Annotated in this window: 19 protein-coding genes; 13 read left to right on the top strand and 6 right to left on the bottom strand. The window is 62.8% G+C overall.

Annotated elements, in window-relative coordinates:
- Nucleotides 1–46 precede the first annotated feature (46 nt).
- Both IAE36_RS07610 and aspA read right to left on the bottom strand, forming a co-directional pair.
- Nucleotides 47–1,039, bottom strand: a complete 993-nt coding sequence (locus IAE36_RS07610; protein WP_201211581.1) for an AraC family transcriptional regulator — start codon at nt 1,037–1,039, stop codon at nt 47–49.
- 148 nt (nt 1,040–1,187) lie between these two features.
- Nucleotides 1,188–2,612: an aspartate ammonia-lyase gene (gene aspA / locus IAE36_RS07615; RefSeq protein ID WP_028632856.1), complete on the bottom strand. Its 1,425-nt coding sequence runs from the start codon at nt 2,610–2,612 to the stop codon at nt 1,188–1,190.
- A gap of 182 nt (nt 2,613–2,794) precedes the next feature.
- Here aspA and IAE36_RS07620 point away from each other — a divergent pair, with 182 nt between their 5' ends.
- From IAE36_RS07620 to IAE36_RS07640, 5 genes are all read left to right on the top strand, one after another.
- Nucleotides 2,795–3,724 carry a LysR substrate-binding domain-containing protein gene (locus tag IAE36_RS07620; protein ID WP_028632857.1) on the top strand — a complete coding sequence of 310 codons (930 nt, stop codon included), beginning with the start codon at nt 2,795–2,797 and terminating at the stop codon, nt 3,722–3,724.
- 170 nt (nt 3,725–3,894) lie between these two features.
- On the top strand, nt 3,895–4,386 hold the full coding sequence (gene purE, locus IAE36_RS07625) for a 5-(carboxyamino)imidazole ribonucleotide mutase (RefSeq protein WP_201211582.1): 492 nt from the start codon (nt 3,895–3,897) through the stop codon (nt 4,384–4,386).
- A gap of 10 nt (nt 4,387–4,396) precedes the next feature.
- Nucleotides 4,397–5,479: a 5-(carboxyamino)imidazole ribonucleotide synthase gene (locus IAE36_RS07630; protein WP_201211584.1), complete on the top strand. Its 1,083-nt coding sequence runs from the start codon at nt 4,397–4,399 to the stop codon at nt 5,477–5,479.
- A 108-nt stretch (nt 5,480–5,587) separates the two neighbouring features.
- On the top strand, nt 5,588–5,833 hold the full coding sequence (locus IAE36_RS07635) for a GlsB/YeaQ/YmgE family stress response membrane protein (protein WP_028632860.1): 246 nt from the start codon (nt 5,588–5,590) through the stop codon (nt 5,831–5,833).
- A gap of 42 nt (nt 5,834–5,875) precedes the next feature.
- Nucleotides 5,876–6,409, top strand: a complete 534-nt coding sequence (locus tag IAE36_RS07640) for a DUF3299 domain-containing protein (protein WP_201162591.1) — start codon at nt 5,876–5,878, stop codon at nt 6,407–6,409.
- Between the two features lie 123 nt (nt 6,410–6,532).
- On the opposite strand, the gene IAE36_RS07645 is transcribed toward IAE36_RS07640, so the two are convergent.
- Nucleotides 6,533–7,429, bottom strand: coding sequence for a D-hexose-6-phosphate mutarotase (locus IAE36_RS07645; RefSeq protein ID WP_201162593.1), 897 nt, complete (start codon nt 7,427–7,429; stop codon nt 6,533–6,535).
- A gap of 71 nt (nt 7,430–7,500) precedes the next feature.
- Complete coding sequence (locus IAE36_RS07650; protein WP_003253317.1) at nt 7,501–7,899, bottom strand: acyl-CoA thioesterase; 399 nt, start codon at nt 7,897–7,899, stop codon at nt 7,501–7,503.
- Nucleotides 7,900–8,261: 362 nt separating this feature from the next.
- On the opposite strand from IAE36_RS07650, the gene IAE36_RS07655 reads away from it, so the two are divergent.
- The 8 genes from IAE36_RS07655 to IAE36_RS07690 all read left to right on the top strand — a co-directional run bounded on the left by IAE36_RS07655 (nt 8,262) and on the right by IAE36_RS07690 (nt 18,720).
- Nucleotides 8,262–9,551, top strand: a complete 1,290-nt coding sequence (locus tag IAE36_RS07655; protein ID WP_201162595.1) for an MFS transporter — start codon at nt 8,262–8,264, stop codon at nt 9,549–9,551.
- Between the two features lie 129 nt (nt 9,552–9,680).
- On the top strand, nt 9,681–10,679 hold the full coding sequence (locus IAE36_RS07660; protein ID WP_028632864.1) for a phosphate ABC transporter substrate-binding protein PstS: 999 nt from the start codon (nt 9,681–9,683) through the stop codon (nt 10,677–10,679).
- A gap of 135 nt (nt 10,680–10,814) precedes the next feature.
- On the top strand, nt 10,815–13,103 hold the full coding sequence (locus tag IAE36_RS07665) for an ABC transporter permease subunit (RefSeq protein WP_201211586.1): 2,289 nt from the start codon (nt 10,815–10,817) through the stop codon (nt 13,101–13,103).
- A gap of 71 nt (nt 13,104–13,174) precedes the next feature.
- Entirely contained in the window at nt 13,175–14,791 is a 1,617-nt protein-coding gene (gene pstA / locus IAE36_RS07670) for a phosphate ABC transporter permease PstA (protein ID WP_174435874.1), read from the top strand.
- 102 nt (nt 14,792–14,893) lie between these two features.
- The gene (gene pstB, locus IAE36_RS07675) at nt 14,894–15,727 is read left to right on the top strand and encodes a phosphate ABC transporter ATP-binding protein PstB (RefSeq protein ID WP_201211588.1); all 834 of its coding nucleotides are present in this window, start codon (nt 14,894–14,896) and stop codon (nt 15,725–15,727) included.
- A 143-nt stretch (nt 15,728–15,870) separates the two neighbouring features.
- A complete protein-coding gene (gene phoU / locus IAE36_RS07680; RefSeq protein ID WP_060480922.1) occupies nt 15,871–16,641 on the top strand; it encodes a phosphate signaling complex protein PhoU in 771 nt (256 codons plus the stop codon).
- Between the two features lie 164 nt (nt 16,642–16,805).
- A complete protein-coding gene (locus IAE36_RS07685; protein ID WP_201211590.1) occupies nt 16,806–17,702 on the top strand; it encodes a response regulator in 897 nt (298 codons plus the stop codon).
- Between the two features lie 121 nt (nt 17,703–17,823).
- Nucleotides 17,824–18,720, top strand: a complete 897-nt coding sequence (locus IAE36_RS07690; RefSeq protein ID WP_060480920.1) for a M23 family metallopeptidase — start codon at nt 17,824–17,826, stop codon at nt 18,718–18,720.
- 34 nt (nt 18,721–18,754) lie between these two features.
- Here the strand turns inward: IAE36_RS07690 and IAE36_RS07695 are convergent, their stop codons facing one another.
- Nucleotides 18,755–20,095 carry a hemolysin family protein gene (locus IAE36_RS07695; protein WP_028632871.1) on the bottom strand — a complete coding sequence of 447 codons (1,341 nt, stop codon included), beginning with the start codon at nt 20,093–20,095 and terminating at the stop codon, nt 18,755–18,757.
- A 135-nt stretch (nt 20,096–20,230) separates the two neighbouring features.
- The gene (phoR, locus tag IAE36_RS07700) at nt 20,231–21,538 is read right to left on the bottom strand and encodes a phosphate regulon sensor histidine kinase PhoR (RefSeq protein ID WP_028632872.1); all 1,308 of its coding nucleotides are present in this window, start codon (nt 21,536–21,538) and stop codon (nt 20,231–20,233) included.
- Nucleotides 21,539–21,649 lie beyond the last annotated feature (111 nt).

Below are 21,649 nucleotides of genomic sequence, written 5' to 3' on the forward strand. Positions count from 1 at the left end.
CGATGTGGCCAAGTGCTGTGGCCTGTTAGGGCCTGCTACGCACACGTCAGCCGCGAAACTGGCTGGGTGCTACACCACTCCAGCGCTGGAACGCATGCCGGAAGCTGGCGGTTTCACTGAAGCCAAGGGCTTCGGCAATCCGGTAGATGGGCATTTGCTCGTCGGCCAGCAACTGCTTGGCCCGCTCGAAGCGCAACTCGTCCAGCAACTGTTGATAACTGCTACCTAGCGCCTGCAAATGGCGGCGCAGGGTGCGTGACGAGCAGTTCATTTGCCGGGCCAGCCCTTCCAGGCCGGGTGCTGCGGCCAGTTGTTGCGCCAGCAGGTGGCGGATCCGCCCAAGCCAGGCCTGCCGGCCGGTGAATTCCAGGTTCAGGCGCCGGCAACGCTCGCTCATGGCCTTGTGGGTAATGGGGTCGGCCAGCGGCAGCGGTGTATCCAGCCAGCGTTTGTCGAAGCCAAAGGCATTGCCTGCTGCGGCGAAGATGACGGGGCACTGGAAGGCATCGGTATAGAGGGCGTGATAAGCGGGCCGAGGGTGTTCGAAGCGGGTGCCGACCAGTGGCAGGGTACGGCCCAGCAGGTCGTCGCAGATGACCTTCAGCGATACCAGGCAGAACTCTGCGTTGAACGCGCTCAGCGCCGGGCTATCGTGATAATCGCTGGCGGTGAGCCAGACGCGCTGGCCGTCTTCCTGCAGGCGCAACTTGAAAACTGTTCCCAGCAGTGCCGGATATTGCAGGGCCAGGCGCAAGGCGTCACCCAAAGTGGCACTGGAGAGCAGGGCGTAACCCAGCATCCCGTAGCTGGACACATGCATGCGCCGGCCCAGTTCAAGGCCGATGTCCTGCCGCCTGGCCACGGCATTGGCACACACCTGCAGCTCTTGCTGGGTGGTGATACGGGCATCGGCATGCCCCAGGTCTGCCGGGCCGATGCCACTGCCGGCCAGCAGCGCAGAGGCCTCGCAACCGTCTGCCTGGAAGACGTTGAGGATCAGCGAAACCGCATTCAGGGTGGTCAGGTGGCTGTGCAGCATGCTGGGCGATCCCGTCGGGCTGGAGCGCATTCCAGAGCAAGTTGCGTGCCGGTTCAGGCAAAAAAAAACCCAGGGCAAGCGCCCCGGGCTAGGTAAAGGTTGAGAGGTGTCTAGTCCCTCGACCTGGTGAGACTGTTTACAGCCGCGGTTACGCTTTCAGCGGAACCAGGCGGGGGGCGATCATGTTTTCCGGGCGCAGGATGTCGTCGAGCATCGCGTCGTCCAGCAGCTTCTCTTCGCGCACCAGTTCCAGCACGCCGCGGCCTGTCTCCAGGGCAACACGGGCGATACGGGTGGCGTTTTCGTAACCGATGTACGGGTTCAGTGCAGTGACCAGGCCAATGGAGTGCTCGACCAGTTCACGGCAGCGCTGTTCGTTGGCGGTGATGCCGACGATGCAGTGCTCGCGCAGCATGTCCATGGCGCGCTGCAGCAGGCGGATCGAGTCGAAGATCTTGTAGGCGATCAGCGGCTCCATCACGTTCAGCTGCAGCTGGCCACCCTCGGCCGCGACGGTCAGTGCCAGGTCGTTGCCCATGATGGCGAAGGCGACTTGGTTGACGGCTTCCGGAATGACCGGGTTGACCTTGCCCGGCATGATCGAGCTGCCTGGCTGGCGAGCCGGCAGGTTGATTTCGTTGATGCCGGTGCGTGGGCCGCTGGACAGCAGGCGCAGGTCGTTGCAGATCTTCGACAGCTTGACCGCGGTACGCTTGAGCATGCCCGAGAACAGTACGAAGGCACCCATGTCGGAGGTGGCCTCGATCAGGTCGGCGGCCGGCACCAGCGGCTGGCCGCTGATGGTTGCCAGGCGCTGCACGGCCAGGGCCTGGTAGCCAGGGTCGGCGTTGATGCCGGTGCCGATGGCGGTACCACCCAGGTTGATTTCGGTGAGCAGTTCCGGTGCCAGCGAACGCAGACGCTGCAGGTCTTCGGTCATGGTGGTGGCGAAGGCGCGGAATTCCTGGCCCAGGGTCATCGGTACAGCGTCCTGCAGCTGGGTACGGCCCATCTTCAGGACGTGGTCGAATTCCTTGCCCTTGGCGGCGAAGGCCTGGATCAGGCTTTCGAGGCTGGCCAGCAGGGCGTCATGACCCAGCAGCAGGCCCAGGCGGATGGCCGTGGGGTAGGCGTCGTTGGTCGACTGCGCCATGTTCACGTCGTTGTTGGGGTGCAGGTATTTGTACTCACCCTTTTGGTGGCCCATGGCCTCCAACGCGATGTTGGCGATGACTTCGTTGGCGTTCATGTTGGTAGAAGTACCAGCACCGCCCTGGATCATGTCCACCACGAACTGCTCGTGGTAGTCGCCCTTGATCAGGCGTGCACAGGCTGCGCTGATGGCAGCGTGCTTGGCATCGCTCAGGTGACCCAGCTCACGGTTGGCGTCGGCAGCTGCCTGCTTGACCATGGCCAGTGCCACGACCAGCTTGGGGTAGTGCGACAGCGGAACACCGGAGAGGTGGAAGTTGTTGGCAGCGCGCAGGGTCTGGATGCCGTAGTAGGCATCGGCTGGCACTTCAAGGGTACCCAACAAATCTTTTTCGACGCGGAACGATGCAGCGGAGGACATGATGTATATCATCTCGAGTTTGACCCGGCACATGCCGGAATGGCGCCAATCCTAGGCCTGAAGGGGTTTTTGCGGCCAATGCTGTTGCACGCTAACCTATGCACAAACGGCATAGGGATTGATGTGACGCCAATTGATATTCGAGCGTGGTCCATTTTGGTGCACGCCGGGAGATGTGCTTCATGAACCTTGAAAGCAAATGGCTGGAAGATTTCAGTGCCCTGGCTGCCACGCGCAGTTTTTCCCAGGCGGCGGAACGCCGTTTCGTCACCCAGCCAGCGTTCAGCCGGCGCATACGCAGCCTGGAGGCGGCCCTTGGCCTGCAGCTGGTCAACCGGTCTCGCACGCCCATTGAGCTGACCGAGGCGGGGCAACTCTTTTTGGTTACCGCGCGTACCGTTGTCGACCAGTTGAGCGAAATTCTGCGCCATTTGCATCATCTGGAAGGGGGGCAGGGCGAAGTGGTGCAGGTGGCTGCCGCGCACTCCCTGGCGTCTGGGTTTTTCCCTCGCTGGGTGGCGCAGTTGCGCAATGATGGCCTGAATATCGCCACCCGCCTGGTTGCGACCAACGTCGGGGATGCCGTGCATGCCCTGCGTGAAGGGGGGTGTGACTTGATGCTGGCGTTCTACGACCCTGATGCTGCGCTGCAGATGGATGCCGAGATCTTCCCGTCGCTGCACATGGGAACCACCGAGATGTTGCCAGTGTGCGCGGTGGATGCTCAGGGCAAGCCGTTGTTCGACCTTGAAGGTGACGCCAGCGTGCCGCTGCTGGCCTATACCGCCGGGGCATTTCTGGGGCGCTCGGTGAGTTTGCTGCTGCGCCAGCGCAACCTGCGTTACACCACCGTGTATGAAACGGCCATGGCCGACAGCCTGAAAAGCATGGCGCTCGAAGGCATGGGTATCGCCTGGGTGCCTCGGCTGTCGATGCGTGGCGAACTGGAGCGTGGCGAACTGGTGATTTGTGGCGGCAGCCAGTGGCACGTGCCGCTGGAAATCCGCCTGTACCGCTGCGCGCTGGTGCGCAAGGCCAATGTCCGCCTGCTGTGGCGCAAACTGGAGGGTGCCACGGTTGACCTGAAAGTCAGCCAAAGCCCCGAAAAATAAGGCCGACAGTTGGTCGCCGGGGTGCCTTAACCGCACCTGCTTACGGTATACTGCGCGGCCTTCTGACCGGATGCGTCCGGTCCTGATCAGCAAACAAGCCACGCCGGTCGTCCCGCGTGGCTTGTTGTTTTTTGACGCGCCTGCGGGCGCACAAGCGAAGAGGCTCGACGATGAGTGCACTGGTTGGCGTGATCATGGGCTCCAAGTCCGATTGGTCCACCCTTAGCCACACCGCCGATATGCTGGAAAAACTCGGCATTCCCTACGAGGTGAAGGTGGTTTCCGCCCACCGTACCCCGGATCTGCTGTTCCAGTACGCTGAAGAGGCCGATGGCCGTGGCATCGAGGTGATCATCGCCGGTGCCGGTGGTGCCGCGCACCTGCCAGGCATGTGCGCCGCCAAGACCCACCTGCCGGTGCTGGGTGTACCTGTGCAGTCGTCGATGCTGTCGGGTGTCGATTCGTTGCTGTCGATCGTGCAGATGCCCGCTGGCGTCCCTGTCGCCACCCTGGCCATTGGCCGGGCCGGTGCAGTCAACGCTGCCCTGCTGTCGGCCAGCATCCTCGGTGCCAGGTACCCGCAGTTCCACGCCGCGTTGAAGCAGTTCCGCACGGAACAGACCGACACCGTGCTGGACAACCCAGACCCGCGTCAGGCTTGAGGCCCAACCCATGAAGATCGGTGTTATCGGTGGCGGCCAGCTGGGCCGTATGCTGGCTCTGGCGGGTACCCCGCTGGGCATGAACTTCGCCTTCCTCGACCCGGCGCCAGATGCCTGCGCCGCGCCGCTGGGCGAGCACCTGCGGGCAGACTACGGCGATCAGGAGCACCTGCGCCAGCTGGCCGACGAGGTCGACCTGGTCACCTTCGAGTTCGAGAGCGTTCCGGCCGAGACCGTGGCGTTTCTTTCGCAGTTCGTGCCGGTGTACCCCAGCGCCGAGGCGCTGCGCATCGCCCGTGATCGCCTGTTCGAAAAGAGCATGTTCCGTGACCTGGGCATCCCCACCCCGGCCTTCGCCGATATCCTGTCGCAGGCAGACCTGGACGCGGCAGTTGCCAGCATCGGCCTGCCGGCGGTGCTGAAAACCCGCACGCTGGGTTACGACGGCAAGGGCCAGAAGGTGCTGCGCACGCCCGAAGACGTCGTGGGTACGTTCGCCGAACTGGGCAGCGTGCCCTGCCTGCTGGAAGGCTTCGTGCCGTTCACGGGTGAAGTATCGCTGGTCGCCGTGCGCGCCCGCGACGGCGAAACGCGCTTCTACCCGCTGGTGCACAACACCCACGAGAGCGGCATCCTGCGCTTGTCGGTGGCCAGCCAGGCGCACCCGTTGCAGGCGTTGGCCGAGGATTACGTTGGCCGCGTATTGCAGCAACTGGACTACGTCGGCGTCATGGCCTTTGAGTTCTTCGAGGTGGACGGTGGCCTCAAGGCCAATGAAATCGCACCCCGGGTACACAACTCCGGCCACTGGACCATCGAAGGTGCCGAGTGCAGCCAGTTCGAGAACCACCTGCGTGCCGTCGCCGGCTTGCCGCTGGGCTCCACCGCCAAGGTGGGGGAGAGCGCGATGCTCAACTTCATCGGCGAAGTGCCTGCTGTGGATAAAGTGATCGCCATCGATGATTGCCACCTGCATCACTATGGCAAGGCGTTCAAGGTCGGGCGCAAGGTCGGCCACGCGACCCTGCGTTGCAGCGACATGGCTACCCTGGAGCGCAAGATCGCCGAAGTGCAAGCACTGATCGGCGAGTGATCACGCGCAGGTATCGAACTTCTGCAGGCGTCAGGCCCTCTGAAGAGGCAACACGTCAACGCGCACCCATGCGTTGACGTGCTTCATCTTCACTGCAGAGGGATAGCCATGGGCATCATCGGAACCATCTTCATCGGCCTCATCGTCGGCCTGCTGGCCCGCTTCCTCAAGCCGGGTGACGACAGCATGGGCTGGATCATGACCATCCTGCTGGGTATTGCAGGCTCGCTGCTGGCCACGTATGGCGGCCAGGCGCTGGGTATCTACCAGGCCGGGCAAGCGGCTGGCTTCTTCGGTGCGCTGGTCGGTGCCATCATTCTTCTGGTGATCTACGGATTCATCAAGAAACGCTGAATTCTGGTTAGAATGCCCGGCAATTCTTCCGAGTTGCCGAGCATGCGAGCCTTTTTCCTCTTCCCCCTGCTGTTGGCCAGTGCCCTGGCCCATGCCGAGCTGCCCGAGACCGATTGGCTGGAGCTGATGCCCAAGTCGGACCAGAAGGCGCTCGAAGCGATGCCCGAGATCGATCACAACTCACCCGAAGCCATGGGGACCTTCACGGCCAAGGGCGGGATGAAGCAGAGCAAAGGCCTGCCTGCGGTGATGTATTCCACCAAGACCGTAGCGGCCATGAATGGCAAGGACATACGCCTGGGCGGTTACCCGGTGCCGTTGGAAAGCGACGCCAAGGGCAACAGCACGCTGTTTTTCCTGGTGCCATACCCTGGCGCGTGCATCCATGTACCGCCGCCCCCACCTAACCAGCTGGTGCTGGTGCGCTACCCCAAGGGGTTGAAGATCGACGACATCTACACACCGTTGTGGGTCAGCGGCAAGCTGAAGGTGGAAAAGGTCAGCAATGACCTGGCCGATGCCGCCTATGCCCTGGATGCGGGGAAAGTGAGGGTGGTGGTAGATGCGGACCTTTGATTGCCTGTGCGGGCCGGTTAGCCGGGGGCACCCCCCAAGAGCCCCCCGCCACCCCGCCCGACCCCCCCCCCGCCCCCCGGGGGCCCCCCCCCCCCCCCCCCCCCCCGCAGCCCACTGCCATATTCAGATCACTTCGCAACCGACCCTGAAGCCCAGCGAATGGCTCGCCCCCGGCTGCAACGTCACCACGTCATCCCACACATTGGCTGTTTCGATACACAGCATCCGCTGCCAGCCGTCATCGGCCATGTCTGGCAGTTCCCTGGCCCGGTCCGTCCAGGGGTTCCAGATAACGGCAGAACGTGAGCCGCTGCTGGTCAGGTTGATGCGCCGGTTCCATTGCGGGTCGACGATACTCAGCGTGTTCGGGGTGCCCAGGTAGATGCGGTCGGTTTCACCGGTAAACGTCAGGGCGCCTTGCTGTTGGCGCTGCTCCCAGTCGGCCAGGGTTTCGATATACCCCAACCCTTCGACGCCTTCTACACGCGCCTGGCGTACATCGCTGACGGCAAGGTAACTGTGCAGGGCCTGGCTGATGGTCACCGGCGTGCTGCCGGTGTTGCGGCTTGTGAGGGTGAGGCCAAGGTCATTGCCCAACTGCACCACCAGTTTCAGCTCTACCTTGTGGGGCCAGCCGGGGAGCTGCCCCTGGGCTTCGGGCAATTGCAGCTCGATGCGCAGGCCCTCACCCGCTTCCTCGATACCCAGCAATTGCCAGTCGCGGGTGCGCGCCAGGCCGTGGGCAGGGGCTTGTTCACCCTGGTACATGGCCTGAACGGCAGTGGGGTTGCGCTGCAGGTTACCGAACCATGGCCAGCACACTGGCACCCCGGCGCGTACCGACTTGCCCTGGCGGAAGATGGCCTGGTCGCTCAGCCACAGCAGCGGCGGTTCGCCGAGCCGCTGGTAGCTGAGGATCTGTGCGCCCTGCTGGGCGATCAGGAGTTCGGCGTGGTCACTGCTGATCCGCCAGCAGCTCAGTTCGCCATGTTGCTCGGTTACGACCTGGAAGGTAGCCATTGCATTCATCTCGTTGATTGCCAGTGGGCCTTGGACCCGGGCACAGGCAACGAGTTTACCGCCGGCAGGGCTCAGCGACGAGGGACGGAGCGGGTGCGGCCACTGCCGTCGATGGCGACGAACACGAAGACGGCTTCGGTGACCTTGCGCCATTCGCTGGACAACGGGTCGTCACTCCACACCTCGACCATCATCTGGATCGAGCTGCGGCCGATCTCCAGGGTCTGGGTATAGAAGGACAGCTGCGCACCAACGGCGACCGGTACCAGAAACGCCATGCGGTCGATGGCCACGGTGGCAACGCGTCCACCGGCCACGCGGCTGGCCATGGCGGTGCCGGCCAGGTCCATCTGCGCGACCAGCCAGCCGCCGAAGATGTCGCCGAAGCCGTTGGTTTCGCGCGGCAGGGCCGTGATCTGCAAGGCCAGGTCGCCTTGGGGGATTGGATCTTCTTGTTCGAGCTCAATCATGCGGTGGGGCCTCTGACCCGTGACGCTTTTCGTTGGTGTGGCGCAAAGGCCGGGTAGACGATTCAGCTGACAACATACTACGCCGATTTCGTATAACGGGGCGGCCGTAGGGAAACTCTGCGAAACCGCCTGAGTATAGTGACCGGCGTTTTCGCACAACATCCCACGCTAGCAGCACACTTTTCCTACGAAACGCCAGTATATAGAGCATCATCCCAAGCGACGACCGTACATTCGTGAATATCTGTATGGTTTTTGTATCGCTTTCGGCCTGGCCAGGCAATTTGCTATCTTCGCCTGTCCCCACATCAAGAAGCTGCATGCCAAGCGGCCCGCACGCCTTATAAAGAGAACGCCCCGCAATGACTTCCGTGCCCAGCAGTATCGAGCAGGCCCCACGGCCGCTGACCCGCAATGACTACAAGACCCTTTCGCTGTCTGCACTGGGCGGGGCGCTGGAGTTCTACGACTTCATCATCTTCGTGTTCTTCGCCACCGTGGTGGGCAAGTTGTTCTTCCCTGCCGACATGCCGGAGTGGCTGCGCCTGATGCAAACCTTCGGCATCTTTGCCGCAGGTTACCTGGCGCGCCCGCTGGGCGGCATCATCATGGCCCACTTCGGCGACCTGCTGGGGCGCAAGAAGATGTTCACCCTGAGCATCTTCATGATGGCCTTGCCCACGCTGATCATGGGCCTGTTGCCTACCTATGCGCAGATTGGCTTGTGGGCGCCGATTCTGCTGTTGCTCATGCGCGTCGTGCAGGGTGCAGCCATTGGTGGCGAGGTGCCTGGCGCCTGGGTATTCGTGTCTGAGCATGTACCCGCCCGCAACACTGGCTATGCCTGCGGCACCCTCACCGCCGGCCTGACGGCGGGCATTCTGCTCGGTTCGCTGGTGGCGACGCTGATCAACAGCGTGTACAGCGTGGAGGAAGTCGCCGATTACGCCTGGCGAATCCCGTTCCTGCTCGGTGGCGTGTTCGGCCTGTTCTCGGTTTACCTGCGCCGTTGGCTGCACGAGACCCCGGTCTTCGCCGAGATGCAGCAGCGCAAGGCACTGGCCGAAGAGCTGCCACTGCGCGCCGTACTGCGCGACCACCGCGGCCCGATCCTGCTGTCGATGCTGCTCACCTGGCTGCTGTCAGCCGGCATCGTGGTGGTCATCCTGATGACGCCGGCGCTGCTGCAGAGCCTCTACCACATCAGCCCCACCGACTCGCTCAAGGCCAACAGCCTGGCCATCGTGCTGCTCAGCGTCGGCTGTATCGGCGCGGGCAGCCTGGCTGACCGGTTTGGCGCGGGCCGGGTGTTCGTGGTCGGCAGCCTGCTGCTGTTGGCCAGCTCCTGGACGTTCTACCACAGCCTGCCCACCCGGCCTGAGCTGCTGTTCCCGCTGTATGCGCTGACCGGCCTGTGCGTGGGGGTGATCGGCGCGGTGCCGTACGTAATGGTCAAGGCGTTCCCGGCCGCTGTGCGCTTCAGCGGCCTGTCGTTCTCGTACAACGTGGCCTACGCGATCTTTGGCGGGCTTACCCCGATGGCGGTGACCGGCCTGCTGAAAGTCAGCCCGATGGCGCCTGCCTATTATGTGGCGGTGTTGTGCGGGGTAGGGCTGGCAGTGGGGGTGTATCTGCTTGCCAACAAGCGCTGACCGAGGGGCAGGGTGCAATGATGGCATTTCATCCAACTGTCACAATCGAGTCATATGCTGTTCATGCGAGCTGCTGATACTGGGCCCCGTTCCACTGCTGCACACCCCTATTCCTGCTAGGAGCAAGGCATGAAACTGAAGCGTTTGATGGCGGCCCTCACCTTTGCCGCCGCTGGCGTTGCAACCGCCAACGCGGTAGCTGCTGTCGACCCTGCAATCCCGACCTACACCAAGACCACCGGTGTTTCGGGCAACCTCTCCAGCGTTGGTTCCGATACCCTCGCGAACCTGATGACCTTGTGGGCCGAGGCCTACAAAAAGGAATACCCGAACGTCAACATCCAGATCCAGGCTGCTGGCTCCTCCACCGCGCCACCTGCGCTGACCGAAGGCACCGCCAACCTCGGCCCGATGAGCCGCAAGATGAAGGATGTGGAACTGCAGGCGTTCGAGCAGAAATACGGCTACAAGCCAACTGCCATCCCGGTGGCTGTCGACGCCCTGGCCGTGTTCGTGCACAAGGACAACCCGATCAAAGGCCTGACCATGGCCCAGGTTGACGCAATCTTCTCCTCCACCCGCCTGTGCGGCGGCAAGGCTGACATCAAGACCTGGGGCGACGTGGGTGTAACCGGCGACCTGGCCAACAAGCCAATCCAGCTGTTCGGCCGCAACTCGGTATCCGGCACCTACGGCTACTTCAAGGAAGAAGCCCTGTGCAAGGGCGACTTCAAGCCTAATGTGAACGAGCAGCCTGGCTCGGCTTCGGTGGTGCAGTCGATCAGCTCGTCGCTGAACGGCATCGGCTACTCGGGCATCGGCTACAAGACCGCCAGCGTCAAGACCGTAGCCCTGGCCAAGAAAGAAGGCGGGGAGTTCATCGAAGACAACGAGACCAACGCCCTGAACGGCAGCTACCCGCTCTCGCGCTTCCTGTACGTCTACGTCAACAAGGCGCCGAACAAGCCGCTGGCGCCGCTGGAAGCCGAGTTCGTCAAGCTGGTGCTGTCGCAGGCCGGTCAGCAGGTGGTGGTGAAGGACGGCTACATTCCGCTGCCGGCCAAGGTGGTCGACAAGACCCTGGCTGACCTGGGCCTGTCCCACGCCGGTAATGTTGCCAAGCAGTAATTGACCAATGGAGGGGCCGGGGTAAACCGGCCTCTTTCACAACTCCCAGCCCGAAGCCAGGCTTACTGTGCGTCGGGCTTCCGTGCGTCATCGCATTGTCATGTTTTTGTCATACGGGACCGCTAGGGTGTGCCCATGAATGATCTGGCCAACTCCACAATGACCCAAAATTCCCAGCCTGTGCGCATTGATTTCAATACGCCAGAGCTGCAACGCAAGCGGCGCATTCGCGCCTTGAAGGACCGCCTGACCCGCTGGTACGTACTGGTGGGCGGGCTTGCTGTGCTGGCCGCCATCACGTTGATCTTCTTCTACCTGGCCTACGTGGTGCTGCCGTTGTTCCAGGGCGCCGAGCTGACCAAAAAGCAAGCCCTGGCCCCGGCCTGGCTGCAGCAGGATGCCGGCAAGCCGCTGATGATCGCCCTTGAAGAGCAGAACCTGGTTGGCATGCGCGTTTCGGACAAAGGCCAGGCGCTGTTTTTCGAAACCAAGACGGGTAATGAACTCAAGCGTGTGGACTTGCCCGTGCCCACCGGCACCCAGGTCACATCCATTGGTGCCGACCAGCCGGGCAGCCCGGTGGTGGTGTTGGGCCTGTCCAACGGCCAGGCGCTGGTGTTCCACCACAGCTACAAGATCACCTACCCGGACAACCACAAGACCATCACCCCCGGCATCGACTACCCGTATGGGGAACAGCCCTTTGTGCTGGACGAGCAGGGCCGTGGGCTGGACCACGTCAGCGTCAACGTCAATGGTGACACCCTGCTGCTGGCCGGCTCGACCGGGGCCCAGTTGCAGGTACTGGCGCTGACCCGTAGCGAAAACATGATGACCGACGAGGTCACCACCGAGCAGAACCGTATCGCCCTGCCGCAAATGACCGAAACGGTGAAAAACATCTTCATCGACCCCCGTCAGCAGTGGTTGTACGTAATCAACGGCCGCGCCAGCGCGGACGTGTTCAGCCTGCGCGACAAAAGCCTTAATGGCCGCTACAAGCTGTCTGAAAACGCCGGCACCGAAGTGACCGCGACCACCCAGCTGGTCGGTGGCATTTCGCTGATCGTGGGTAACTCCGAGGGTGGCCTGGCCCAGTGGTTCATGGCCCGCGACCCGGATGGCGAGTCGCGTTTCAAACAGATTCGGACGTTCCAGATGGGCACGGCGCCTATCGTGCAGATTGACGCCGAGGAGCGCCGCAAGGGCTTCATCGCCCTGGATGCAGACGGCAAGCTGGGCGTGTTCCACAGCACCGCACACCGCACCTTGCTGGTGGAACCCGTAGCCCCTGGCGCGGGTATCCTCGCCCTGTCGCCCCGGGCCAACCGCATCATCATCGAAGAAGCGGGCAAGCTGCTGCCGCTGAGCCTGCGCAACCCGCACCCAGAGGTATCCTTCAGCGCGCTGTGGGGCAAGGTGTGGTACGAAAACTACGATGAGCCCAAGTACGTCTGGCAGTCGACGGCTTCGAACACCGACTTCGAGCCCAAGCTCAGCCTGTCTCCGCTCACCTTCGGTACGCTGAAGGCGGCGTTCTACGCCATGATCCTGGCGGCCCCGCTGGCCATCGCTGCTGCTATCTACACGGCCTACTTCATGGCCCCGGGCATGCGCCGCAAGGTCAAGCCGGTGATCGAGCTGATGGAAGCCATGCCCACGGTCATCCTCGGGTTCTTCGCCGGCCTGTTCCTGGCGCCGTACCTGGAAGGCCACCTGCCAGGCGTGTTCAGCCTGTTCCTGCTGATGCCGCTGGGCATCCTGCTGGCAGGGTTCACCTGGAGCAGGCTGCCCGAGTCGCTGCGCCTGCGTGTGCCCGATGGCTGGGAAGCCGCGATCCTGATCCCGGTCATTCTGCTCACCGGCTGGTTCGCCCTGACCATGAGCCCGCACCTGGAAAGCTGGTTCTTCGGCGGCGACATGCGGTTGTGGATCACCAACGACCTGGGCATCACCTATGACCAGCGCAACGCCATGGTGGTGGGCATCGCCATGGGCTTTGCGGTTATCCCGAACATCTACTCCATTGCCGAAGACGCCGTGTTCAGCGTGCCACGCAGCCTCACCCTGGGCTCGCTGGCCCTGGGTGCGACGCCCTGGCAAACCCTGACCCGCGTGGTCATCCTTACCGCCAGCCCCGGTATCTTCTCGGCGCTGATGATCGGTATGGGCCGGGCGGTAGGCGAAACCATGATCGTGCTGATGGCCACTGGCAACACCCCAGTGATGGAAATGAACCTGTTCGAGGGCATGCGCACCCTGGCCGCCAACGTGGCCGTGGAGATGCCGGAGTCGGAAGTCGGCGGTAGCCATTACCGGGTGCTGTTCCTGGCCGCCCTGGTGCTGCTGATGTTCACCTTCGTCATGAACACCTTGGCCGAGCTGATTCGCCAGCGTCTGCGCAAGAAATACTCGTCGCTTTGATAGAAAGGTAGCGATCCGTGAAAAAGGATTCCCTCAAAGGCTGGTTCAAGAGCGGCGCCCCCGGCGTATGGATGAGCGGTGGCGCGGTGGCCATGGCGGTGATCATGACCGTCGGGCTGCTGGCGGTCATTGCCGTACGCGGGCTGGGCCACTTCTGGCCGGCAGACCTGGTTCAGGCCACCTACAAGGTGCCGGGCCAGGCGCAGCAGACCGTCATCGGCGAGGTGGTGCAGCAGGAAGAAGTGCCGCGTGCGCGCCTGAAGGGCGCCGGCCTGCCGGTGCCCGACCAGGGCCCGGAGTTCATGACCCGCGAGTTGATCAAGGTAGGTAACCGCGACCTCAACGGCAGCGACTTCACCTGGGTGGTGGGCGAATGGCTGGTCGATGAAAAACGCCCGTCCGAGCTGATGGCCCTTGAGCGTCGCGAGTGGGGCAACTTCTACGGCTACCTGGTCAGCGTCAAGGAAGAAGGCCGTGTGGTCGCCCAGGGGCCCGCTGCCTGGGGTGAACTGCAGGCTCGCCTGCAGCGCGCCAACACGCTCAACAGGCAGCTGCAGGCGCTGGAAAAGAAAGACATCGGCGCCATCAACCATGGCCTGGAACGTCTGCGCCTGCAGGCCCGCAAGCTTGAGCTGGAAGGCAAGCTGGACGCCGCGGCCCAGGCTGACATGGACGCTGACAGGGCCGAGCTGAACAGCCGCTACAAGGCCGTGGAAGAGCGCCTGACCGGCCTGCACCAGGCTTTCGCCCGCGACAGCCTGGTGGCGCGTGATGGCAATGGCCGGGAGGTTGAAATCAACCTGAGCAAGGTGGTGCATGCCATCCAGCCCAATGCCATGTCCGGCTTCACCAAGCTGGGCACCTACTTCGGCAAGGTCTGGGAATTCCTCAGCGACGACCCGCGTGAAGCCAACACCGAAGGCGGGATTTTCCCGGCTATCTTCGGCACCGTGATGATGACCCTGATCATGGCGGTGATCGTCACCCCGTTCGGTGTACTTGCGGCGGTGTACCTGCGTGAGTACGCGCGCCAGGGCCCTGTGACGCGCCTGATTCGCATCGCGGTGAACAACCTGGCCGGTGTACCGGCGATCGTCTACGGTGTGTTCGGGCTGGGCTTTTTTGTCTACGTGCTGGGCGGGTCGATCGACCGCCTGTTCTTCCCAGAGGCCCTGCCGGCACCTACCTTGGGTACGCCCGGCCTGCTGTGGGCATCGCTGACCCTGGCGCTGCTGGCGGTGCCAGTGGTGATCGTGGCCACGGAAGAAGGGCTGGCACGCATCCCGCGTACAGTACGTGAAGGCTCGCTGGCGCTGGGCGCCACCAAGGCCGAGACGCTGTGGAAGATCGTCCTGCCCATGGCCAGCCCGGCCATGATGACCGGCATGATCCTGGCGGTGGCACGCGCTGCCGGTGAAGTCGCGCCGCTGATGCTGGTAGGTGTAGTGAAGCTGGCGCCCTCGCTGCCGGTGGATGGCAACTACCCGTACCTGCACCTGGACCAGAAGATCATGCACTTGGGCTTCCATATCTACGACGTGGGCTTCCAGAGCCCCAATGTGGAGGCGGCCCGCCCGCTGGTGTACGCCACCGCGCTGTTGCTGGTGCTGGTGATTGCGTCGCTGAACCTTTCGGCAGTGTGGATTCGTAACCACCTGCGCGAGAAGTACAAGGCGCTCGACAGCTAATTCAAGCCTTAAGCCACAAGCGGCAAGCTTCAAGCTGATTGCCGCTTTGCTCAAACTTGCAGCTTGCAGCGCGAAGCTTGCAGCTTCGAATGGAGTGAGACGATGCAACACGATAATCACACCCACGGCATCGACATGTCTGCCTTGGGCCGCGACAAGCAGAGCCTGCGCCTGGCCGAAGAAACGGTCGCCATCGAAGTACCGGGCCTGAGCCTGTTCTACGGTGACAAACAGGCCCTGTTCGATGTCAGCCTGAACATCCCCAAGCAGCGCGTTACCGCCTTCATCGGCCCGTCGGGCTGCGGCAAGTCCACGCTGCTGCGCACCTTCAACCGCATGAACGACCTGGTCGACGGTTGCCGGGTAGAGGGTGCAATCAACCTCTACGGCAACAACATTTACCGCAAGGGCGAAGACGTGGCCGAGCTGCGTCGCCGGGTGGGCATGGTGTTTCAGAAGCCCAACCCGTTCCCCAAGACCATCTACGAGAACGTGGTGTACGGCCTGCGCATTCAGGGCATCAACAAAAAGCGCGTGCTCGATGAAGCCGTGGAGTGGGCGCTGAAGGGCGCTGCGTTGTGGGATGAGGTGAAGGACCGCTTGCACGAATCGGCGCTGGGTTTGTCCGGCGGCCAGCAGCAGCGCCTGGTGATTGCCCGTACCATCGCCGTCGAACCCGAGGTACTGCTGCTCGATGAACCTTGCTCGGCGCTGGACCCGATCTCGACGCTGAAAGTCGAAGAGCTGATCTACGAACTGAAAGCCAAGTACACCATCGTCATCGTCACCCACAACATGCAGCAGGCCGCGCGGGTATCGGACTACACGGCGTTCATGTACATGGGCAAGCTGGTGGAGTTCGGCGACACCGACACCCTGTTCACCAACCCTGCGAAGAAGCAGACCGAAGACTACATCACCGGTCGCTACGGCTAGCAGCGGCAAGCCGCAAGCCGCAAGCCGCAAGCTACAAGCGGCAAGCTGCAAGTCAAAGCGGCTGCGGCTAGCACTGAGCTAGTGAACAACACGAACTACTTGAAGCTTGCAGCTTGAAGCTTGCAGCTTAGCGGAGCGACCGGATGATCAACAAAGAAAGCCTTACCCACCATATCTCTCAGCAGTTCAACGCCGAGCTCGAGGAAGTGCGCAGCCATCTGCTGGCCATGGGCGGGCTGGTGGAAAAGCAGGTCAATGATGCCGTGACGGCCCTCATCGAGGCGGACTCCGGGCTGGCCCAGCAAGTGCGCGAAGTGGATGAGCAGATCAACCAGATGGAGCGCAACATCGACGAAGAGTGCGTGCGCATTCTGGCCCGTCGTCAGCCCGCTGCCTCCGACCTGCGCCTGATCATCAGCATCTCCAAGTCGGTGATCGACCTGGAGCGCATCGGCGACGAATCCACCAAGATCGCTCGCCGGGCCATCCAGTTGTGCGAGGAGGGCGAGTCGCCCCGTGGCTACGTCGAAGTACGACACATCGGTGACCAGGTGCGCAACATGGTGCGCGATGCCCTGGATGCCTTTGCAAGGTTTGATGCCGACCTGGCCTTGTCGGTAGCCCAATACGACAAGACCATCGATCGCGAATACAAGACGGCGCTGCGCGAGCTGGTGACCTACATGATGGAAGACCCGCGGTCGATCTCCCGGGTACTCAGCGTGATCTGGGCGCTGCGTTCGCTGGAGCGCATCGGCGACCACGCGCGTAACATCTCCGAACTGGTCATTTACCTGGTACGCGGCACCGATGTGCGCCACATGGGCCTCAAGCGCATGACTGCAGAAGTGCAGGGCAGCGCGGCGGTGGATGGCGAAAAAGCTAATGTTCCGGGTGAAGCGGACGATAAATAAGGTTGCTCCCGAGCATCGACGCCCGGCCTCTGCCGGGCGTTTTCGTTTGTGGTCGTAGAGCCAGCAGGGCCGTGGCGAACCGTTGGAAAAGTCCCGACGTTGGATAGGCAGTAGCAAGTGGCCAGCAATTGGCAGTAGGCTAGTCGGGATCAGAAGGAGTATCGATGAGTAAAGTGAATGTGCTGGTCGTGGATGACGCCCCGTTTATCCGCGACCTGGTCCGCAAGTGCCTGCGCAATGCCTTCCCCGGCATGACCATAGATGACGCTGTGAATGGCCGTAAAGCCATGGCTCTGCTGGGCAAGGAGCCTTTCGACCTGGTGCTCTGCGACTGGGAGATGCCAGAGATGTCGGGCCTGGAACTGCTCACCTGGTGTCGCCAGCAACCGGAGCTTAAACACCTTCAGTTCATCATGGTGACCAGCCGCGGCGACAAGGAAAACGTGATCCAGGCGATCCAGGCAGGGGTTTCCGATTTCGTCGGCAAGCCGTTCACCAACGAACAACTGCTGACCAAGGTGAAAAAGGCCTTGGCCAAGATCGGCAAGCTCGACAGCCTGATGGCGCCTGCGCCGGCACGCTCCAGCGGGGCATTCGCCAACGACTCGCTCAACGCCCTCACTGCCGGCAAACCGGAGGCGGTGAAGGTTGCCGCGCCAGCGCCCGCCAAGCCGGTGCCCAGCGCAGCCAGGCCTGCAGCCGCTGCACCTGCCGCTGCACCCAGTGGCCGCGGGCAGGGCCAGCTGCGCCTTGCCAGCGGCGCTCAGCCTTGTGTAATCAAGGCGCTGAGCCTGAAGGAGGCGCTGCTGGTGGTGCGGCGCAGTGAAACCCTGCCCCAGGTGCTCGAAGGGGCCGTGCTGGACCTGGAGCAAGGCGAGAACGCCGAGGTCGCCCGCTTGAACGGCTACCTGCACGCGATCGTTGCATTTGAACCGAAACCTGACAGCGACTGGCTGCAACTCACGTTCAAATTCGTCGACCAGGACGCCCAGAAGCTCGATTACCTGTCGCGGCTGATTGCCCGCGGCACTGCCCAGAAACACTTCACCCCGGGCGCCTGACGCACGGTTCTGCGGGTGGCCGGCTTCGCCAGGGGCCTGTGCCATCCGACCAACTGCCATGGTCATCGCGTAACCCGCTGCTAGGCTTCGACAGATCGCCAACTGTCAAAAAGCCACTATCATGCCTGCACGCCTGCTGCTTGTTTGCGCGTTGCTCCTGGCCTCGGCGTCGAGCCTGGCGGTGACGCTGCACCCTGTCACCGATGCATCGGGTGCGGTGTCCTATGCCGACCGCCCAGGGCCTGGGGTGAAGGCCATGCTGTCGGACGAATCCATGATCGAGATCCAGCCCGAAGACGTGCGCCTCAACGCCATCGTGTTTCAGGGCGGGGTGAGTTTTTCGGCGCGCAACGAGCTGCCGGTAGCCGTGCAGGTGGAGCTGCGCCTGGACAACCTGGTGAACGCGCAGGGTGGCAATGCACCGCGCATCGTGCGGCGTGTGCTGCCGCCGCGGTCAACGCAAATGCTCAGCGTGCTGCGGGGCCGGCCCGGTACCCTGCTCAATTATCGCTCCACCCTGCTGCAGGCCATGGGCGACCCCGGGGCGCGCCCGCAGGGCTATCGCTATGCTTTCCCCTGGGTAGGTGGGCCCTTTCGCATAAGCCAGGGGCCAAACGGGCGGGTCAGCCATTTCGGGCCCAAGGGGCGTTATGCCATGGATATCGCCATGCCTGAAGGCACCACGATCGTGGCTGCGCGGGAAGGGGTGGTGGTGAGCCTGCAGAACAGCCAGAGCGGGCGGGGCGAGAACCCGTCGGGCAACTTTGTGCGGATCCTGCACCCGGACGGGACGATGGGCGTGTACCTGCACCTGATGCGCGGCTCGGTGGTAGTTACCCCTGGCCAGCGGGTGCGGCAGGGGCAAGTGCTGGCCAAATCAGGCAACACCGGCAACAGCACCGGCCCGCACCTGCATTTTGTGGTGCAACGCAACGTGGGGCTGGCTGTGGAATCGATACCCTACCGGTTCGACAAGCCGATCAGCGGGTCGCCTGACTACACCGCAGGCAACCCGTGAGGGCATGAGGGGCTGACGCACAGCCCGGTTAGCCTCAGTCCAGCTTGAGCACCTTGGCCAGTACGATCTTCGGCCCTTTCATCTTCTTGATGATGATGCGCAACCCTTCGACCTCCAGCACTTCTTCCTCTTCAGGCACGCGCTTGAGCGTTTCATAGATCAACCCGGCCAGCGTCTCGGCCTCGATATGGTCCAGGTCCACACCCAGCAGGCGTTCCACCTTGAACAGCGGGGTGTCGCCACGCACCAATAGCTTGCCCGGCTGGTAGGCCAGGATGCCGCGTTCGGTCTTGCGGTGCTCGTCCTGAATGTCGCCGACCAGCACTTCCAGAACGTCTTCCATGGTCAGGTAGCCGATGACCTTGCCGTCGGCCTCTTCCACCAGCACAAAGTGGGCACCACCCTTGCGGAACTGCTCCAGCAACTGGGACAGCGGCATGTGCCGCGAGACGCGCTCCAGCGGGCGAGCCAGGTCTTCCAGGTCGATGGTTTCTGGCAGCTGTTCCAGCTCGGCCAGCTCCAGCAGCAGGTCCTTGATGTGCAACAGGCCGGTGAATTCCTCGCGCTCGGCGTCGTACACCGGGTAGCGGCTGAACTTGTGGCGGCGTATCAGCCCTAGAATCTGCTTCAGCGGGGCATGGGCATCGATGCTGACCATGTCCTCGCGGGAGTTGGCCCAGTCCACCACCTCCAGCTCGCCCATTTCCACGGCCGAGGCCAGCACGCGCATGCCTTGGTCGCTGGGGTCCTGGCCACGGCTGGAGTGCAGGATCAGCTTGAGTTCTTCACGGCTGTAATGGTGTTCGTGGTGGGGCCCTGGCTCACCCTGGCCGGCAATGCGCAAAATGGTATTGGCGCTGGCGTTGAGCAGGTAGATGGCCGGGTACATCAGCCAGTAGAACAGGTACAGCGGCACCGCCGTCCACAACGACAGCAGCTCAGGCTTGCGGATGGCCCAGGACTTCGGCGCCAGCTCACCGATCACGATGTGCAGGTACGAAATCACGAAGAAGGCGACAAAGAACGACACCGCCTTGATCAGCTCGGGCGTATCCACGCCCATGTAGGCCAGCAGCGGCTCGAGCAGGTGGGCAAATGCCGGCTCGCCCACCCAGCCCAGGCCCAGCGAGGCGAGGGTGATACCCAGCTGGCAGGCCGAGAGGTAGGCGTCGAGCTGGTTGTGCACTTTGCGCAGGATGCTGCCGCGCCAGCCGTGCTGCTCGGCAATGGACTCCACACGCGTGGCACGCAGTTTGACCATGGCGAATTCTGCCGCAACGAAGAAGCCGTTGAGCAGTACCAGGAGCAAAGCAAAGATGATCATGCCGAAATCGGCGAACAGAGAGGTGAGGCTGATACCAGGGGAAGGGTCCATGATGGAGTTTTTACGGGGTCCGTCTATGAGGTAGGAAGAAAAATGCCGGCTCCAGCCGGCACTGGGGGTCCAATGTAGCGGCTGGTGCTGCAAAAGCAAAGGGTGACGGGTTCATCTGCCTGTGAGGCAGCCGCTTCAGCCTTTGTCGCTGGCCAATTGTACCGGCGCAAAATGACAGGTGAAGGTGCTGCCGTGGCCAGGCACGCTGCTGATCTCAAGTTTGCCGCGGTGGCGCATCAGCACATGCTTGACGATCGCCAGACCAAGCCCGGTGCCGCCGGTGTTGGAGGCCCGGCTGGAGTCCACGCGGTAGAACCGCTCGGTCAGGCGAGGCAAGTGCTTGGCGTCGATGCCCACCCCCGAGTCCTGCACCGACAGGTGCGCACCCTGGGCATCGACCCACAGGCGGATACGGATGTTGCCTTCGTCCTGGGTGTACTTGACGGCGTTGAACACCAGGTTGGAAAACGCACTACGCAGCTCCGATTCGCTGCCTTTGAGCCGCACCCCTGGCGTTGCGTCCAGGGTAATGCGCTGGTTGCGCCCGCCGGACAGTGCCTGGGCATCGTTCCTGATCGCGGCGAGCAGGGCATCGACCGCCACGGGCTGGTTGTCTGAGGGGTAGTCGGTGGCCTCCAGCTTGGCCAGCAGCAGCAGGTCGTTGAGCAGGGTCTGCATGCGCGAGCCCTGTTGGCTCATCTGCTGCAAAGCGCGGCGCCAGCGTGGGTTCACGTCTTCTACGTTGTCCAGCAGGGTTTCCAGGTAGCCGGTGATCACAGTCAGTGGCGTGCGCAGTTCGTGGGAAACGTTGGCGACGAAATCCTTGCGCATCTGTTCAAGCTGATGAATACGGGTGACATCTCGCACCAGCATGAGGTGTTCGTTGTTGCCGTAACGGGTGATGTGCAGCTGCACCCGCATGCGGTCGTTGATCGGTGAAGGGATTTCCAGGGGCTCAAGATAGTTTTCGGCCTCGAAGTACTCCTTGAAGCGCGGGTGGCGCACCAGGTTGGTCACCTGCTGGCCGCCATCCTGGGGGGTCTTGAAGCCCAGCAGGGTTTCGGCAGCACGGTTCCACCATTCAAGGTTACCGTGGCTGTCGAGCATGATCACGGCGTCGCGCAGCGCCGCGGTGGACTCCTGCACCCTGTCGATCACAGCCTGCAGCCTGCCGCGTACACGCTGATCGCGGCGCTGCAGGTGGTAGATGCTGTCGAACACTTCGCCCCACAGGCCGTAGCCATCGGGGGGGGCCTCATCGGGCTGATGGTTGCGCAGCCAGTCGTGCAGGCGCAGCAATTGCTTGAGGGTCCAGCCCAGGTAGAGCGCAAGGCCGATGGCCAGGCTCCAGCCGTAGTAGCCACTGACCAGCCCGCCGATCAGGCAGAGCGTAATCAGCAGCAGCAGGTGGCGAATCAGCGTCGCGTGCCAGTTCTGGTTCAATTTGGGGGGAATCCTTCGGATCCGGCGGCACGTTGCGAGCTTCAAGCTGCAAGATGAAGCGGATCTGTGATGCTGATAGTCCTTTTTCTAGCTTGAAACGAATGGCTTGCA

Source organism: Pseudomonas sp. S36 (genome assembly GCF_016647875.1).
Lineage (GTDB): Bacteria > Pseudomonadota > Gammaproteobacteria > Pseudomonadales > Pseudomonadaceae > Aquipseudomonas > Aquipseudomonas parafulva.

What these genes read in the sequence shown, in the direction of transcription:
- IAE36_RS07610 (WP_201211581.1), bottom strand. Translation starts at nt 1,039, where the DNA reads ATGCTGCACAGCCACCTGACCACCCTGAATGCGGTTTCGCTGATCCTC.
- aspA (WP_028632856.1), bottom strand. Translation starts at nt 2,612, where the DNA reads ATGTCCTCCGCTGCATCGTTCCGCGTCGAAAAAGATTTGTTGGGTACC.
- IAE36_RS07620 (WP_028632857.1), top strand. Translation starts at nt 2,795, where the DNA reads ATGAACCTTGAAAGCAAATGGCTGGAAGATTTCAGTGCCCTGGCTGCC.
- purE (WP_201211582.1), top strand. Translation starts at nt 3,895, where the DNA reads ATGAGTGCACTGGTTGGCGTGATCATGGGCTCCAAGTCCGATTGGTCC.
- IAE36_RS07630 (WP_201211584.1), top strand. Translation starts at nt 4,397, where the DNA reads ATGAAGATCGGTGTTATCGGTGGCGGCCAGCTGGGCCGTATGCTGGCT.
- IAE36_RS07635 (WP_028632860.1), top strand. Translation starts at nt 5,588, where the DNA reads ATGGGCATCATCGGAACCATCTTCATCGGCCTCATCGTCGGCCTGCTG.
- IAE36_RS07640 (WP_201162591.1), top strand. Translation starts at nt 5,876, where the DNA reads ATGCGAGCCTTTTTCCTCTTCCCCCTGCTGTTGGCCAGTGCCCTGGCC.
- IAE36_RS07645 (WP_201162593.1), bottom strand. Translation starts at nt 7,429, where the DNA reads ATGGCTACCTTCCAGGTCGTAACCGAGCAACATGGCGAACTGAGCTGC.
- IAE36_RS07650 (WP_003253317.1), bottom strand. Translation starts at nt 7,899, where the DNA reads ATGATTGAGCTCGAACAAGAAGATCCAATCCCCCAAGGCGACCTGGCC.
- IAE36_RS07655 (WP_201162595.1), top strand. Translation starts at nt 8,262, where the DNA reads ATGACTTCCGTGCCCAGCAGTATCGAGCAGGCCCCACGGCCGCTGACC.
- IAE36_RS07660 (WP_028632864.1), top strand. Translation starts at nt 9,681, where the DNA reads ATGAAACTGAAGCGTTTGATGGCGGCCCTCACCTTTGCCGCCGCTGGC.
- IAE36_RS07665 (WP_201211586.1), top strand. Translation starts at nt 10,815, where the DNA reads ATGAATGATCTGGCCAACTCCACAATGACCCAAAATTCCCAGCCTGTG.
- pstA (WP_174435874.1), top strand. Translation starts at nt 13,175, where the DNA reads ATGAGCGGTGGCGCGGTGGCCATGGCGGTGATCATGACCGTCGGGCTG.
- pstB (WP_201211588.1), top strand. Translation starts at nt 14,894, where the DNA reads ATGCAACACGATAATCACACCCACGGCATCGACATGTCTGCCTTGGGC.
- phoU (WP_060480922.1), top strand. Translation starts at nt 15,871, where the DNA reads ATGATCAACAAAGAAAGCCTTACCCACCATATCTCTCAGCAGTTCAAC.
- IAE36_RS07685 (WP_201211590.1), top strand. Translation starts at nt 16,806, where the DNA reads ATGAGTAAAGTGAATGTGCTGGTCGTGGATGACGCCCCGTTTATCCGC.
- IAE36_RS07690 (WP_060480920.1), top strand. Translation starts at nt 17,824, where the DNA reads ATGCCTGCACGCCTGCTGCTTGTTTGCGCGTTGCTCCTGGCCTCGGCG.
- IAE36_RS07695 (WP_028632871.1), bottom strand. Translation starts at nt 20,095, where the DNA reads ATGGACCCTTCCCCTGGTATCAGCCTCACCTCTCTGTTCGCCGATTTC.